This is a genomic window from Pigmentiphaga sp. YJ18, assembly GCF_038066655.1.
Lineage (GTDB): Bacteria > Pseudomonadota > Gammaproteobacteria > Burkholderiales > Burkholderiaceae_B > Pigmentiphaga.
Genome location: NZ_JBBUKU010000001.1, coordinates 2,339,766 through 2,353,750, shown reverse-complemented (window position 1 = coordinate 2,353,750; position 13,985 = coordinate 2,339,766). Strand labels below are relative to the sequence as shown.

The window sequence follows — 13,985 nt, the reverse complement described above, 5'->3', positions numbered from 1 at the left end:
CACGGACGCATCCATGGCCTCGACTTCCACGGTTTCCAACGCTTCCACCACCACCGGCGGCCGCCTCCTGGTCGACGCGCTGACCGCCAACGGCGTCGACCGCGTCTTCTGCGTCCCAGGCGAAAGCTACCTGGACGTGCTCGACGCCCTGCACGCCCACGCCGACATCGACGTCGTCGTCGCCAAGCACGAAGGCGCCGCCGCCAACATGGCCGAAGCTGACGGCAAGCTGACCGGACGGCCGGGCATCTGCTTCGTCACGCGCGGCCCGGGCGCCACCCACGCCAGCATCGGGGTGCACATCGCCCAGCAGGACTCGACGCCGCTCATCCTGTTCGTCGGCCAGGTACCCACGCGCGAGCTGGGCCGCGAAGCCTTCCAGGAAATCGACTACCCGTCCATGTTCGGCGGCATCGCCAAGTGGGTCGTCAGCATCGACGATGCCGCCCGCATCCCCGAACTCGTGGCGCGGGCCTTCGCGTGCGCCACTTCGGGCCGCCCCGGTCCGGTGGTGCTGGCGCTGCCCGAGGACGTGCTGAGCGCCGCCTGCCCGTCCGCCCCGGCCGCGATCGCCCCCACGGCCGCCAGCGGTCCCGATCCCGACGCGGCCCCGCGCCTGCGCGACATGCTGGCCCAGGCCCGCCGTCCGCTGGTCCTCCTGGGCGGATCGAACTGGAGCGAACGCGCCGCCTCGGACTTCTCGGCCTTCGTCCAGGCCTGGAACCTGCCCGTGGCCTGCGCCTTCCGCCGCCAGGACATCTTCGACAACCGGCTCCCGCAGTACGCCGGGCACCTGAGCCTGGGCATGAACCCCGACCTGGCCGAGCTGGTGCGCGATGCCGACCTCATCCTGGCCGTGGGCACGCGGCTGGGCGAGATCGCCACCGGCGGCTATACGCTGCTGACGCCGCCCCGCCCCGCCCAGAAACTGATCCACCTGCACGCCGACGCGGCCGAGCTGGGCCGCGTCTACCAGCCCGACCTGGCCATCCAGTCGGCGGCCGCCCCCGCCGCCGCGCTGCTGCGCGGCCTGGAGGCTCCGGCCTCGCGCGCCTGGGACGACTGGACCCGCCGGGCCAGCGAACTGCATGCGCGCTACCAGGCCGTGCCGGCCCCGCATGCCGAGGCCCGCGGCATCGACCTCGGCCAGGTCATCGCCCACCTGGACCGCACCCTGCCCGATGACGCCATCATCGCCAACGGCGCCGGCAACTACGCGGTGTGGCTGCACCGGTTCTACCGCTACCGCCAGCCGCGCACGGAACTCGCCCCCACCTGCGGCGCCATGGGCTACGGCCTGCCCGCGGCGATAGCGGCCAAGCTGCGCCACCCCGACCGCACCGTGGTCTGCGTATCGGGCGACGGCTGCTTCCTGATGTATCCGCAGGAACTGGCCACCGCGCTGCAATTCGATTCCGCCGTCGTCGTCATCGTCGTCAACAACGGCATGTACGGCACCATCCGCATGCACCAGGAAAAGCGCTTCCCCGGCCGGGTCAGCGCCACCGACCTGCGCAATCCCGATTTCGTCGCGCTGGCGCTATCGTTCGGCGCCCATGCCGAACGGGTGGAAAGCGCCGACGTCTTCCCCGCCGCGTTCGAGCGCGCCCGGGCGGCCGGCCGCCCGGCGCTGCTGGAGCTGCGCACGGATCCCCGGCAGATCACGCCGCAGTCGTGGCTGGCGGGGCATGGATAGCGACGTTCTTGCCGCCATGGCGCGCTGGCCCGACGTGCCGGACGCCTATGGCTGGTTGTCGCTGGATGCCCGAGGCCGCTGGCGCCTGCACCCCGCCGGCGATGCCCTGGCGGGCGGGCCGGGCGTCTCCATTTCCAACACCGGCATCCTGGCCTTCATCGGGCGCAACTACGCGCACGACGAACAAGGGCGCTGGTTCTTCCAGAACGGCCCGCAGCGCGTGTTCGTCAGGCTGGACGCGGCGCCGCTGATCCTGCGCCAGTCGGACGCCGCCGGCACCCTGTCCACCCATGCCGGCCACGACGTATCCCGCGTGGACCGCTGGGCGCTGGACGCCGAAGGCAGGCTCTACGCCGCGACCGAATACGGCCCCGCGATGGTCGAGGACCGCTATCTGTCCGACGTGCTGGAACGCATGAAACTGGCATCGGGGCAGCCGCTGCTCGACGCCGCGCCCGGCTGGCTGGCCGACCCCGGCCAGGTATCGAAGGCGGCCGCCGCCCTGTCGGTGGTCTATCCGCCGGTTGGCGCGGCGCCCGCGCCGTTGGCACCGCTGCGCGGCACGGCCGCCCAGGTGTTCGGTTTCGTGGCCCGGCCCGAGGCCGTCAGCTCTGGAAACGCTTGAGCAGGTCGCGCTCTTCCTTCAGCCGGCGCTGGTATTCACGCACCTTGGCGTCGATCTGCGACTGCTCGTAGAAATCCTTGGAGGCCGCGCGCGCCTGCTGCAACTGCTCGACCGCGGCCGGCAGGGCGCCGGTCATCGCATAGTAGTCGGCCATGTTGCGGCGCTCGTTCACGGCGCTGCCCAGCCGCGAATAGCTGACCGCGGCCATCTGGTAGAAGCGGGGCTCGTCGCTCCACTTCAGCATCTGCTCTTTCAGGAAATCGACCGCCTCCTGGTTGCGGCCGGCGCGTTGCAGCGACTCCGCCATCGCCATGGCCAGGCCGCGCTGCTCGGGCCACCGCGCGACGGCGCTGCGCGCCAGGCTCATGGCCTGCTGCGTGTCGTTGCGGGCCAGCGCCAGGTCGATGGCCAGGTGCTCGAGCATGAAATGGGTGCGCGCGCCCGACGTGGCGGCCAGGTAGGCGTCGTTGGCCTTGCCGTACTCGCGCTGGCGCACGTAGCCCAGGGCCATGCCGTAGTAGGCCGCGGACCGCTCGATGCCCTGGGTCTCGGTGGTACGGTTCTCGAAATAGCGGATGGCCTCGAGGGTGTCCTGCCCGCTGTTGGCCTGCAGCATGCGCATCTTGGCGCGCACGAAATGGAAATCCGAGGAACTCGGACGGTCGTGGATCACCACGCCGCGCGCCCGGTTCTGCATGTCGGACATGCGCTCGATGGACAGCGGGTGGGTGCGGGTGAAGGCCTGGCCGGTCCGCTCGTTCAGCCCCGACGCCTGCATCAGGCGGCCGAAGAACGAGGCCATGCCGTTGACGTTGTAGTTGGCCGCCTCCAGCATCTGAAACCCGGTGCGGTCGGCTTCGCGCTCGGCCTCGCGCGAGAAGCCCAGTTGCGAGTTGATGGCCGCGGCCTGGCCGAAGGCCATCGCCGCCTCGGGCGCCTGCGAGTTGCCGCGCGCCGCCACCAGCGCCGCCAGCAGGGCCGCCACCATGATCAGCGTGTCCTGCTTCTGCTGCACCAGGCCCCGGGCGATGTGCCGCTGCACCACGTGGCCGATTTCGTGCGCCAGCACGCCGGCCAGTTCGGACTCGGACTGCGCGGCCACCACCAGCCCAGTATGTACGCCTATGTAACCGCCCGGCATCGCGAACGCATTGATGCTGGGGTCGCGCACCGCGAACACGTTGATGTTGGGCGTGCCTATGGGGGCATGGGCCGACAACTGGCGCGCCATGCCGGTCAGATACTGGAGCAGGTCCGGATCGTCGATATAGGCCGGATCGCGCAGGGATTCCATCATGATGGCGTCGCCCAGCCGCTGTTCCAGCCGGGGCGAAAGCTCCTGCGCGGCCGAATCGCCCAGGTCGGGCAGCCCGACCGGCTGGGCGGGCGCCAGCGCTGGCGCGGCCGCCGCCAGCAGGGCCGGCAGCAGCAGCGCCACGGCCTTGCGGCGCAGCGACGGGAAACGTTGGGAATTCGGCATACCGGTATGATAGCCAGCTTGGGCGGCGGGTTCCCGCTTCCCAGGCGAAACGTGAAAAATTTACCAATGCCGGCCGGAGCCAGACCGGCCGCATGGCAACGCTTACAGGACATGCCATGAGCTTCAGCACCCTGATTTCCGCGCAGGCGCTGCACGCCCTGCTGCAATCTTCCTCGCCGGCCGTCGTGTGCGATTGCAGCTTCGATCTGGCGGACACCGGCGCGGGCGAGCGCGCCCACGCGGCTGCGCATATTCCCGGCGCCCGCTACATCCACCTGGACCGCGATCTGAGCGGCGCCAAGACCGGCAACAACGGCCGCCATCCCCTGCCCCGGCGCGAGGACTTCGCCGGCCTGATGGCCCGCCTGGGCGTCTCCGACACCACTCAGGTGGTGTGCTATGACACCGCCGGCGGCGCCATGGCCGCACGCCTCTGGTGGCTGCTGCGCTGGGCGGGCCACGAGGCCGTCGCGGTGCTGGACGGCGGCCTGGCGGCCTGGCGCGAGGCGGGCTACCCGCTGGAATCCGGTCAACCCGCCGCGCCCGCCCCGGGCACGTTCAAGCTGCGGCCGCCGCTAGTCGGGACCGCCACCTACGACGACGTGCGGGCCAACCTGGACGCGCCGGCCCCACGCCTGGTCGTGGATGCGCGCGCCCCCGACCGCTTCCGCGGCCAGAACGAAACCCTGGACGCCGTGGGCGGCCACATCCCCGGCGCCGCCAACCGCTTCCTGCGCGACAACCTCCAGCCCGACGGACGCTTCAAGCCCGCCGCGCAGCTGCGGTCCGAGTTCGAGGCCGTGCTGGGCGGCACGCCCGCCGACCGGGTCATCAGCCAGTGCGGCTCCGGTGTCACCGCCTGCCACAACCTGCTTGCCATGGAAGTGGCGGGCCTGTCCGGGGCGGTGCTGTATCCCGGCTCGTGGAGCGAATGGAGCAGCCGCCCCGGCTCGCCCATCGCCACCGGAGACGCATGATGTCGCAATCCCCCCTGACCCACTTCGACGCGGCCGGACAGGCCCACATGGTGGACGTGGGCGCCAAGCCCGCCACCGCGCGCGTAGCGGTCGCAGCCGGCACGATACGCATGCAGCCGGCCACGCTGGGCCTGATCCGCGACGGCAGCGCCAAGAAAGGCGACGTACTGGGCATCGCCCGCATCGCCGCCATCATGGCGGCCAAGAAGACCTCGGACCTGATTCCGCTGTGCCACCCGATTCCGCTGACGCACGTCGCCTGTGACTTCACCCTGGACGACGAAGCCGGCGCCGTGCACTGCACCGTGCGCGCCGAGACCGTGGGCGGCACCGGCGTCGAGATGGAGGCGCTGACCGCCGTCAACGTCGCGCTGCTGACGATCTACGACATGTGCAAGGCGGCGGACCGGGGCATGGCCATGACCGACGTGCGGTTGATGGAGAAGAAAGGCGGGAAGTCGGGGACGTGGCGCGCAGAGGGTTGAGCCGGCCGGCTATGCTTCCCAATCTTCGACCCGCAACGCGGGTATGCGCTGGAACTCGCGTACATTGTGCGTGATGAGCGTCAGACCACGCGCCAGCGCCTGACCGGCGATGAGCACGTCGTACGGGCCGATCGGTGTTCCGGCAGCGTTCAGCGTCGCGCGCAGCTCGCCAGCCTGCCGCGCATCTTCCTGATCGAAGGCGAGAACTTCGAATTGCAGGGCGTCGAGTCGCGCCAGGTTCTGCGTAGTCCGCAGTCCTTTGTACGCGCCATAAAAAAGTTCGTGGGCCACGATAGCGGAGAGCGCGAAATCCGCGGGTTTGTGGCGCCGGAGTCGCTCCAGGAATCCGGGATGGCCCTTCAGAAGCGCAATGACGGCGTTGCTGTCAAGCAAGTATTTCACTTGAAGTAGTCCAGCTCGGGACGCTCCTGCTCCCGGGCCGCTTCTGTGGCGGCCCGTTCGAAATCTTCATCGACCGGCCCTATGACGGCATCGAGCCAGGCCCAGTTCTGTGCGACCGGTTCCAGGATGACGGCATTCCCCTGACGCCGAATGCGGACCTCCTCAGTGTCGAAACGGTATTCCTTGGGTAGCCGCACCGCTTGCGAACGGCCGGACCAGAAGATCTTGGCAGTATCCATGAAGACCTCCCAGAATGATATATACCAAAAAAATGTACCATTCAAGCTACTGCGGGAGCAAGTTCCCTCTGAGGAGACCCTTAGACCTGTACGACTCAGAAACTCGACCACGCCGGCGTTGTCATCCCCTCCGGCGTAACCGCGCTGTACACCCCGCGCGCGATGGCGCGGGCCAGCACGTCGGCGGCCAGCGCGCCCAGCCGGCAGACGATGAAGGGCCGGGGATCCACCGGGCCTTCCATCGCCGGCGCCTCGCGCCGGCCGGTCGAGATCGCGAACACCGTATCGCCGTCGAACGGCGCGTGGATGGGGCGGATCGCGCGGGCCAGCCCGTCCTGCGCCATGGTCGCCACGCGCTGCAGCTCGTCGGGCGACAGCGCGACGTCGGTGGCGATGCAGGCGATGGTGGTGTTGGCGCGCGGGCGCGGATCCAGCTTGGCGAACTCCCAGTTCTCGCCCTCGGCCCGGGTGTTGGCCGGCCCCAGGCCACCGAACTCCTCGCCGATCTCGAAGGCTCCGGCCCAGAAACGCCGCCCTTGCGGCGCCACGACCGAACCGAAGCTGTTGCAGGCCACGATGGCGCCCACGGTCATGCCGTCGTGCGTGACGTAGGACGCCGACCCCAATCCCCCCTTGAGCGACCCCGCCGACGCGCCGAAGCCCGCGCCATGCGTACCCAGGTCGAAACCGGACTGGACCGCCCGGGCGGCCCGCATGGCCAGGTCGCGATAGGGAGGGGTCTCGCCCCATTGCTTGTCGCCGCCGTTGGCGAGGTCGTACAGCACCGCGGTCGGCACGATGGGCGAAGGCGGGACGCCGGGCTGGTGCAGCAGCGTGAAGCCGCGGCCCTGCGCCCCCAGCCACGCGGCCACGCCGTCGCCGCTGGCCAGGCCGTAGACCGAACCGCCGGCCAGCACGATGGCATCGACCGAGCGCACCAGGTTGGACGCGCCCAGGGTATCGGTCTCGCGCGTGCCCGGCCCGCCGCCGCGGATGTCCACCGCGGCCATGGCCCGTTCATCCGGCAGGATCACGGTGACGCCGGTGCAGGCCCGCGCATCGTGCGCCTGCCCCACCCGCAGGCCGGCGACGTCGGTGATCAGATTGCGCCCGCCGGGGCGGCCGGCCATTGCGTCGCGTGCATCCATGCTGGGACTCCGTCCGGGAAATGAAGTGGGGGCTATTGTAGGGACCGGCCGGCTGGCCGGCCACCGGCCCCGCGCCTCATTCCTGGTCGCTCAGTTGCCTGGCCCGCGCGATGAAGCTGTCCAGCATGGCGAAGAACCGGGCCACGTCGGCCGCGGAATGCTCACCCAATACGTGCCGGTTGCGCGACTGGGCGGCGGCGGTCAGCTCGGCGTGCATGGCCAGCCCCTGCGGCGTCAGCGACAGTTCCGCCTCGCGGCTGTCGCGCGCGCTGCGCGCGCGGTTGACGTCGCCCCGCTCCACCAGCGACGACACCGCGCGGCTGATCTGCGCGGCATCGAGCATGGCGTGATAGGCCAGTTCCCGTATGGACACCGGCTGGAACACGCCCAGCAGGGTGACCACCTGCCATTCCACCTGGGACAGGCCGTACTGCGCCTTGGCGAACTGGACGGCGCTGCGGGTCAGCGCCTTGCTCAGGGTACTGACCCGGGGCGCCAGCAGGCCGCCTTCCGGAAAGGCCTGGGACTGCCCGGGCCGCCGCGGCGGGTTCGCCGATGAGGATCGCGCCATGGCCTACTCCGTCCCCGCGCGCGCCAGCGCCGCGTCGAGTTCGTCGAACGACGGCGGCGACACGGCCAGCAGCCGGCCGTCGCGGACGACCAGGCGGTCGGACTGGGGCCGGGCCAGCAACTGGGGAATGCCGCGGGCGTCGAAGATCACGAAATCGGCCGGCTGGCCCGGTTCGAGCCGCCCCGATCCGGCCTGGCGCATCAGGGCCGCCGGTGTCGCCGTCACGCTGGCGGACCAGTGGCCGGCGTGACGGTCCAGGTGGCCGTTGCGCACGGCTTCGCGGAATACTTCCAGCATGTCGTAGTCTCCGTAGGCGTGGAACGCATCTGCGCAATTGTCGCTCGATAACGCCACCGGAATGCCGCGCGCCGAGATTTCCTGCAGCGGCGGCAGTCCGCGCAGCCGGGGAGTGCGGCCGGGCGCCCTGTCCTGCAGGAACAGGTTGACCAGCGGCAGGCTGACGATGGCCAGGCCCGCGTCGCGGCAGGCATTCAGCGCCCGTTCGCGGGTCTCATCCGCCTGGACGGCCAGGCTGCAGCAATGGCCGCATACGACCCGCCCGCCCAGGTCGCGCGCCTGGGCGCGCCGCGCGACCTCCAGCAGGGAATCGGCCTCGGGCTCGCAGGACTCGTCCACGTGCAGGTCCACGTCCAGGCCGTAGCGCACGGCCCAGTCGAACAAGGCATCCAGGGCCTGCGCCAGGCGCTGCCGTGCCGCGGGCGGCGGCAGCCCGGGCACGCGCGTCACGCCGCCCAGCACGCCGCCGGTCTCGGCCACGCGGCGCACGAAGTCCTCGGCGCCCTCGCCCAGATAGGTTTCCATGGGCGCCATGGCCACCATCTGTATCCGCACGCGGGAAGCCCAGCTCGCCCGCAAGGCCAGCATGGTGTCCCAGGCCATGCGCGCCTGCGGCCCCGCCGCGTCCAGGTGCGTGCGCAGGCCGGCGGTGCCGTGCGCCCAGGCGCAGCGCAGGGCGAAGCCGGCGCGCGCCTCGAGCTCGCCCGGACGCCAGCACGCATGGTCGGCCATCACGGCCTTGACCGCCCCCAATAGCGTGCCATCGGCATTGGGCGCGCGCGCCAGCGTATGCGTCTTGTCCAGATGAGTGTGCAGGTCGTGGAAGGCCGGCCAGACTTGCCGGCCGGCCAGGTCCGGCCCCTCGCCCGCTTGCAGCGTCCCGGCGGGCGCGACCGCGCCCAGCCGGCCCCCGTCGACCGCCAGGTCGACGCCCGCCAGGCCCTGCGCATCGGCCAGTCCGGCCAGCGTGGCGGGCAGCAGCGCCGCGGGCACCCGCGCGCCGCGCAGGACGTAGGCCCCCGCCGCCCGTTCCAGCTCCGCGGCCAGCGACTTCAAGATTCGCGCTCCATGGCGCTTTCGTGCCAGCGCCGCAGGATGCGCTGCGACACCCACGAGGTCGCCAGGAAGATCAGTACGCCGGTGCAGGAAATCATCAGCAGGGCCGCGAACATGCGCGGCGTCTTCAACTGGTAGCCGGCCTCGAGGATGCGATAGGCCAGGCCCGAACCCTGCCCGCCCGCCCCGGCGACGAATTCCGCGACCACCGCGCCGATCAGCGACAGCCCGCCCGAAATGCGCACGCCCGCCAGGAAGTACGGCATGGCCGACGGAATGCGCAGCCGGCGCAGTGTCTGGCCCGGGGTCGCGCCATAAAGCCGGAACAGATCGCGCAGGTTGTGGTCGGCGCTGTTCAGGCCGACGATGGTGTTCGACAGGATGGGGAAGAAGGCCACCAGCCACGCGCAGATCAGCAGCGCCACCTGCACGTTGTCCACCCAGATGATCAGGAGCGGCGCGATGGCGACCACCGGCGTGACCTGCATGATGACCGCATAGGGGAAGAAGGTCAGTTCTATCCACTTGGACAGGCTGAACAGGATCGCGATGGCGCCGCCCACCAGCACGGCGCTGACGAAGGCCGACGCGGTGATCTTCAGCGTGACCCACAGCGCCGCCGACAGCAGCGGCCAGTCCTCGACCAGCGCGCGGCCGATATCGGCCGGGCCGGGCAGGATGTGCGGCGAGATGCGCAGGCCGCGCACGATCGCCTCCCAGGCCACCAGGCAGAGGATGCCCATGACGACGGGCAGGACGATGCGCGCGGTACGGAGCTTGGGGTTCATGCGTTCATCGCCTTTTCGAGGGCTTCCGAGGCCTGCCTGCACAGGTGCGCGTATTCGGCCGAAGTGCGGAACGATTCGCCGCGCGCCGCATCGGGGGAAATGGGAAGGTCGGCATGGAGCCGGCCCGGCCGCGCGGCCATGACGATCACCCGCTGGGACAGATACACCGACTCGAACACCGAATGCGTGACGAACACGGCGGTGAAGCGCTGGTCCTGCCACAGCCGCAGCAGGTCGTTGTTCAGCTTGAACCGCGTGATCTCGTCCAGCGCCGCGAACGGCTCGTCCAGTAGCAGGACCTGCGGCCGGGTCACGATGGCCCGGGCGATGGAGACGCGCATCTTCATGCCGCCGGAAAGCTCTCTTGGCAGGGCCTGCTCGAACCCCTTTAGCCCGACCTTCTCGAGCGCCTCGGCGGCGCGCCGCCGGGCCTCGTCGCGCGGCACGCCCGCCAGGTCCAGCGGCAGCATGGTGTTGGACAGCGCCGTCTCCCACGGCATCAGCGTGGGCTCCTGGAAGACGAAGCCGACCGCCCCCCTGGTGCCCTGCCGCACGACCTCGCCGGCGGTCGGCTCGGACAGTCCGGCGATCATGCGCAGCACCGTGCTCTTGCCGCACCCCGAGGGCCCGAGCAGGCTGACGAAGCTTCCCCGCGCAAGGGACAGGCTGAGGTTTTCGACCGCCAGCGTGCCGTTGCCGAAGCGCTTGGAAATGTTCCGCAGTTCCAGCACCCGGTCGGTATCCATGGCCGTTTCAGTCATCGCATGCCGACCTTCTTGTTGACGAACTTCAGCGTGTAGGCCTTGCGCACGTCCAGGCCGGTGGGCAGCACGCCCACGTCCACCATGGACCGGTAGAAATGCTCCCAGCGCGCGTCGGTCATCGCCCCGATGCCCAGGCGCTTCGCATCACCGGAATCGATCAGGCCGCGCTCCTTCATGGCATTGATCGCGAAAGCGATTTGTTCGTCGGTCATCTCGGGGTTGTTGCGCTTGATCAGTTCATTGCCCGCCGACGGATCGTCGTACAGGTAGCTGTACCAGCCCTCGATGGACGCATCGACGAACTTCTGCACGAATTGCGGCCGCTTCTCGACGTTGTCGCGGGTGGTGACGATGGTGGTCATGTACGGGTCCCAGCCATAGTCCGCCAGCAGGAAGGACACCGGGTTCTCGACGCCCGCCTTCTTCAGCGCCAGCGGTTCGTTGGTGATGAGCCCCTGCTGCACCACCTTCTTGTCGGCCAGGAACGGCGCCAGCGAAAACGTATAGGGCTTGACCTGGTCGTCGGTGAAACCGAAGCGCCCGCGCAGGTAGGGCCAGAAGGTCGCCATGCCCAGCGCGCCCACCAGCACCGTGCGGTCCTTGATCTGCTCGATCTTGTCCACGCCCTGGTTGGGATGGGCGATCAGCACGCGCGGATCCTTCTGGAAGATCGCGGCCACCGACATCAGGGGCGCGCCTTCGCGCGCCGCGTTGAGCGAGGTGCCGCTGCTGCCCGCCGTGAAATCCACGCGTCCGGCCAGCAGCATGGGCGTGGGATTGCTTTGCGGATTGCCCAGGCGGATCTCGACGTCCAGCCCGTGCTTGCGGTAGATGCCCTTGGCCACGGCCTGGAAGAAACCACCCCACTCGGCCTCGGCCCGCCAGCCGATGAACATGACGGCCTTCTCCGGCGCGGGGCCGGCCGGCTGGGCGCCGGCGAGTCCCGGCTGCGCGCAGGCCAATGCCGCGCAAAGCAAAAGCACGCGGCGTACCCTGGAACTGGACTGCTTCATGACGATCTCCCGACAGTGAAAAAACCCATCCGCGCGCGGCGGCTCCGAAAATCAGAAGAACTGCTCCACGTCGATGTCGTGGTCGAGCAGGCCGGCACCGCGCAGCACGGTCACCCAACCGCGGTACATGGCCTTGACCTCGGGATCGTCCATGCCGAAGGGATGGAAGAGCGTGGTCTTGAACCCGATCTCGCGCAGCAGCGCGGAGTCCTGTCCTGTATGCCGGGCCATCGCGTCGAGCGCGGCCGACGGATCGGCGTATACGACGCCCACGGCCTCGGCCAGCGCGTCGGCCGTGGCGGCGAACAGTTCCGGTTCACGCGCGTAGGCCGCCTGCGTGGTCCACCAGTTCGACACCAGCGACGGGTTGCCCGTGCTGGCCATCGCCAGCGAACCCTCGCCCAGCACCTCGTCCACCGCGCGGCCCAGGCCGCGCCGCAGCATCAGGGTGACCAGCGGCTCGACGCAGATGGCGACGTCGATCTCGCCCGCGGCCAGCGCGTCGGGCATCTTGTGAAAGGGCATCGGCACCCACTGCACGCGCGAGACGTCGACGCCATGCTGGTTGAACAGGTGCAGCGGCGCCGAATGCGTGATGCCCCCGTCCAGCGCGAAGGCGCCCAGGCGCTTGCCCTCGAAATCCGACGGCCGCTCGATGGCCACGTCATGGCGGGCAATGAGATTCATGAAGTCGGCGCTGCGGCCGGCGTAGGTGCCGCGCAGCGCGGCCGCCGACACGAAGCGGGACGGCAGGTCGAACCGCTCGCGCGCCATGATGGTGAGCGTGGGGCCGGAGAAGGTCAGGTCCATGCGGTCGGCGCGCATGTCCTCGATGGCCTGCACCGCCGACCGCTGGACGAAAACGGGTTCGATGCCGCGCTTGGCGAACAGGCCGGCGTCGATGGCGGTGAACAGGGGAACCAGCCCCATCATGGGGTCGGGATGGGCATCGATTCTGAGTTTCATGTCGCTCCAGCCGCTGTGTGGATCATGACTATTTGCATGACTTTATCATGCAAATTTTGACTGTCAATGGAACCCGGGACAGGGATAAACCCTGGGCTGGAAAGCAAATGGCGGGGACTAGTGCAACTTGACGCGGGGCTGCGAACGACGGCTCAGGAAGCGGCTCAGCGAGCGCACGCTGGCGCCCCACCAGCCCAGTACCGCGGCATAGTGCGACCAGTGCGTGCCGGCGTACATCATGCGGGCGATCCAGCCCTCTACCAGCAGCTTGCGGCCGGAAAGATTGCCCATCAGGCTGCCCACGCCCTCGGCATGGCCGATGGACACCAGCGAGCCGAAATCGCGGAAGCGGAACGGTGCCGCGAACGCCGACTCCCCGCGTATGCGGGCGGACAGCAGCGGCAGCAGATACGAGGCCTGCTGGTGCGCGGCCTGGGCGCGCGCGGGCACGGTCTTGCCGGTCTCGCGCCACGGCGCCGCGGCGCAATCGCCCAGGGCGTAGATGTCGGGATCCTGGGTGCGCAGCGTCTCGTCCACCTGGACCTGCTGCATCGGATTCAACGGCAGCCCCAGCCGGGACAGCAGCGACGGCGCCTTGATGCCCGCCGCCCAGACGCACAGGTCGGCGTCGAACACCTTGTCCTGGGCCACCACGGTATGCGGCGTGACCTCGGACACGCGGCAGTCGGCCACCACCGTCACGCCCCGTTCCACCAGCAGTTCCTCGGCCGCCTTGGCGACGCGCTCGGGCAGCGGCCCGAGTATGCGCGGCCCGCCCTCGATCAACGTGATGCGCAGGTTCTGCCGCGTCATGCCGGGCAGCCCGTAGGCCGAAATCGTGTTGCCCGCCTCGTGCAGTTCGGCGGCCAGCTCCACGCCCGTGGCGCCGCCGCCCACGATCACCACGTTGACGATGCCCGGCGTGGCCTCGTCGATGCCGGCCGAGGCGCGCGCCATGGCCTTGAGCAGCGCGAGCCGAAAGCGCTCGGCGGCGTCCGTGGTGTCCAGCGAGATCGCATGCTGGTCGGCGCCCGGCGTGTTGAAGAAATTGCCCAGGCTGCCCACGGCCAGCACCAGCGTGTCGTAGGGAACGTTCCGTTCGGGCAGGATGACGGTGCCGTCGGCATCGCGCAGGGCCGCCACCTGTACGTCGCGCGCCTGGCGGTCGACGCCGCGGATTTCTCCCAGCACGAAGCGAAAGCCGTTGTCGTGCGCGAGCATCGCGTAGGAAAGCCCGTCGCGGTGGATGTCCACGGTGCCCGCGGCGACCTCGTGCAGCGAGGGCTTCCAGATGTGGAAGGGCGTGGCGTCGACCAGCGTGACGTGCTCGGGGCCGTGGCGCCGCCCCAGGCGCACGGCCAGTTCGAGTCCGCCCGCGCCGCCGCCGGCGATGACGATGCGATGCAAAGGCTTTGCGTTCATAGGCTTTCCCCGATGACTGGCGCACGAAACGCCGGACGGCCCCGCTCCGGCGGCAA

General features: G+C 69.8%; 15 protein-coding genes. 4 read left to right on the top strand and 11 right to left on the bottom strand.

All coding sequences use genetic code 11. From position 1 onward, the window contains the following. Nucleotides 1-13: 13 nt before the first annotated feature. Together WKR98_RS11360 and WKR98_RS11355 are read left to right on the top strand one after the other, a co-directional pair. Complete coding sequence (locus WKR98_RS11360) at nucleotides 14-1,696, top strand: thiamine pyrophosphate-binding protein (RefSeq protein WP_341433074.1); 1,683 nt, start codon at nucleotides 14-16, stop codon at nucleotides 1,694-1,696. Further along, nucleotides 1,689-2,321 (top strand): DUF2946 family protein, encoded by a 633-nt coding sequence (locus WKR98_RS11355; RefSeq protein WP_341433072.1) that lies wholly within the window; start codon nucleotides 1,689-1,691, stop codon nucleotides 2,319-2,321. The genes WKR98_RS11360 and WKR98_RS11355 overlap by 8 nt, the downstream gene beginning before the upstream one ends. Here WKR98_RS11355 and WKR98_RS11350 read toward each other — a convergent pair. After that, nucleotides 2,302-3,801, bottom strand: coding sequence for a M48 family metalloprotease (locus WKR98_RS11350; RefSeq protein ID WP_341433070.1), 1,500 nt, complete (start codon nucleotides 3,799-3,801; stop codon nucleotides 2,302-2,304). The genes WKR98_RS11355 and WKR98_RS11350 overlap by 20 nt on opposite strands. Nucleotides 3,802-3,917: 116 nt before the next feature. On the opposite strand from WKR98_RS11350, the gene WKR98_RS11345 reads away from it, so the two are divergent. Further along, nucleotides 3,918-4,778: a sulfurtransferase gene (locus tag WKR98_RS11345; RefSeq protein ID WP_341433069.1), complete on the top strand. Its 861-nt coding sequence runs from the start codon at nucleotides 3,918-3,920 to the stop codon at nucleotides 4,776-4,778. Beyond that, a complete protein-coding gene (gene moaC, locus WKR98_RS11340) occupies nucleotides 4,775-5,263 on the top strand; it encodes a cyclic pyranopterin monophosphate synthase MoaC (protein ID WP_341433067.1) in 489 nt (162 codons plus the stop codon). The genes WKR98_RS11345 and moaC overlap by 4 nt, the downstream gene beginning before the upstream one ends. A 9-nt stretch (nucleotides 5,264-5,272) precedes the next feature. Here moaC and WKR98_RS11335 read toward each other — a convergent pair whose 3' ends face one another. The 10 genes from WKR98_RS11335 to WKR98_RS11290 form a co-directional block, all read right to left on the bottom strand. Beyond that, entirely contained in the window at nucleotides 5,273-5,665 is a 393-nt protein-coding gene (locus WKR98_RS11335) for a type II toxin-antitoxin system VapC family toxin (protein ID WP_341433065.1), read from the bottom strand. Further along, complete coding sequence (locus WKR98_RS11330; protein ID WP_087837110.1) at nucleotides 5,662-5,904, bottom strand: antitoxin; 243 nt, start codon at nucleotides 5,902-5,904, stop codon at nucleotides 5,662-5,664. Before WKR98_RS11330 ends, WKR98_RS11335 begins: the two co-directional genes overlap by 4 nt. Before the next feature lie 95 nt (nucleotides 5,905-5,999). Continuing rightward, a complete protein-coding gene (locus WKR98_RS11325) occupies nucleotides 6,000-7,052 on the bottom strand; it encodes a P1 family peptidase (RefSeq protein WP_341433063.1) in 1,053 nt (350 codons plus the stop codon). A 76-nt stretch (nucleotides 7,053-7,128) separates the two neighbouring features. Further along, the gene (locus tag WKR98_RS11320) at nucleotides 7,129-7,623 is read right to left on the bottom strand and encodes a MarR family winged helix-turn-helix transcriptional regulator (protein WP_124688187.1); all 495 of its coding nucleotides are present in this window, start codon (nucleotides 7,621-7,623) and stop codon (nucleotides 7,129-7,131) included. Between the two features lie 3 nt (nucleotides 7,624-7,626). After that, nucleotides 7,627-8,976 carry a cytosine deaminase gene (locus WKR98_RS11315; RefSeq protein WP_341433061.1) on the bottom strand — a complete coding sequence of 450 codons (1,350 nt, stop codon included), beginning with the start codon at nucleotides 8,974-8,976 and terminating at the stop codon, nucleotides 7,627-7,629. Then, nucleotides 8,973-9,764, bottom strand: coding sequence for an ABC transporter permease (locus tag WKR98_RS11310; protein WP_124688186.1), 792 nt, complete (start codon nucleotides 9,762-9,764; stop codon nucleotides 8,973-8,975). Before WKR98_RS11310 ends, WKR98_RS11315 begins: the two co-directional genes overlap by 4 nt. Further along, a complete protein-coding gene (locus tag WKR98_RS11305; RefSeq protein WP_238160308.1) occupies nucleotides 9,761-10,510 on the bottom strand; it encodes an ABC transporter ATP-binding protein in 750 nt (249 codons plus the stop codon). Before WKR98_RS11305 ends, WKR98_RS11310 begins: the two co-directional genes overlap by 4 nt. Nucleotides 10,511-10,521: 11 nt before the next feature. Continuing rightward, on the bottom strand, nucleotides 10,522-11,541 hold the full coding sequence (locus WKR98_RS11300; RefSeq protein ID WP_341433060.1) for an ABC transporter substrate-binding protein: 1,020 nt from the start codon (nucleotides 11,539-11,541) through the stop codon (nucleotides 10,522-10,524). A 51-nt stretch (nucleotides 11,542-11,592) separates the two neighbouring features. Further along, a complete protein-coding gene (locus WKR98_RS11295; RefSeq protein WP_124688183.1) occupies nucleotides 11,593-12,507 on the bottom strand; it encodes an ABC transporter substrate-binding protein in 915 nt (304 codons plus the stop codon). A gap of 117 nt (nucleotides 12,508-12,624) precedes the next feature. After that, the gene (locus WKR98_RS11290; RefSeq protein ID WP_341433057.1) at nucleotides 12,625-13,929 is read right to left on the bottom strand and encodes an NAD(P)/FAD-dependent oxidoreductase; all 1,305 of its coding nucleotides are present in this window, start codon (nucleotides 13,927-13,929) and stop codon (nucleotides 12,625-12,627) included. Nucleotides 13,930-13,985: the final 56 nt, after the last annotated feature.

Bases quoted from the DNA above. Each gene is read 5' to 3' on its own strand.
- WKR98_RS11350 (WP_341433070.1), bottom strand. From the start codon at position 3,801: ATGCCGAATTCCCAACGTTTCCCGTCGCTGCGCCGCAAGGCCGTGGCG.
- WKR98_RS11325 (WP_341433063.1), bottom strand. From the start codon at position 7,052: ATGGATGCACGCGACGCAATGGCCGGCCGCCCCGGCGGGCGCAATCTG.
- WKR98_RS11305 (WP_238160308.1), bottom strand. From the start codon at position 10,510: ATGGATACCGACCGGGTGCTGGAACTGCGGAACATTTCCAAGCGCTTC.
- WKR98_RS11300 (WP_341433060.1), bottom strand. From the start codon at position 11,541: ATGAAGCAGTCCAGTTCCAGGGTACGCCGCGTGCTTTTGCTTTGCGCG.
- WKR98_RS11290 (WP_341433057.1), bottom strand. From the start codon at position 13,929: ATGAACGCAAAGCCTTTGCATCGCATCGTCATCGCCGGCGGCGGCGCG.
- WKR98_RS11320 (WP_124688187.1), bottom strand. From the start codon at position 7,623: ATGGCGCGATCCTCATCGGCGAACCCGCCGCGGCGGCCCGGGCAGTCC.
- WKR98_RS11345 (WP_341433069.1), top strand. From the start codon at position 3,918: ATGAGCTTCAGCACCCTGATTTCCGCGCAGGCGCTGCACGCCCTGCTG.
- WKR98_RS11355 (WP_341433072.1), top strand. From the start codon at position 1,689: ATGGATAGCGACGTTCTTGCCGCCATGGCGCGCTGGCCCGACGTGCCG.
- WKR98_RS11360 (WP_341433074.1), top strand. From the start codon at position 14: ATGGCCTCGACTTCCACGGTTTCCAACGCTTCCACCACCACCGGCGGC.
- WKR98_RS11295 (WP_124688183.1), bottom strand. From the start codon at position 12,507: ATGAAACTCAGAATCGATGCCCATCCCGACCCCATGATGGGGCTGGTT.
- WKR98_RS11330 (WP_087837110.1), bottom strand. From the start codon at position 5,904: ATGGATACTGCCAAGATCTTCTGGTCCGGCCGTTCGCAAGCGGTGCGG.
- WKR98_RS11310 (WP_124688186.1), bottom strand. From the start codon at position 9,764: ATGAACCCCAAGCTCCGTACCGCGCGCATCGTCCTGCCCGTCGTCATG.
- moaC (WP_341433067.1), top strand. From the start codon at position 4,775: ATGATGTCGCAATCCCCCCTGACCCACTTCGACGCGGCCGGACAGGCC.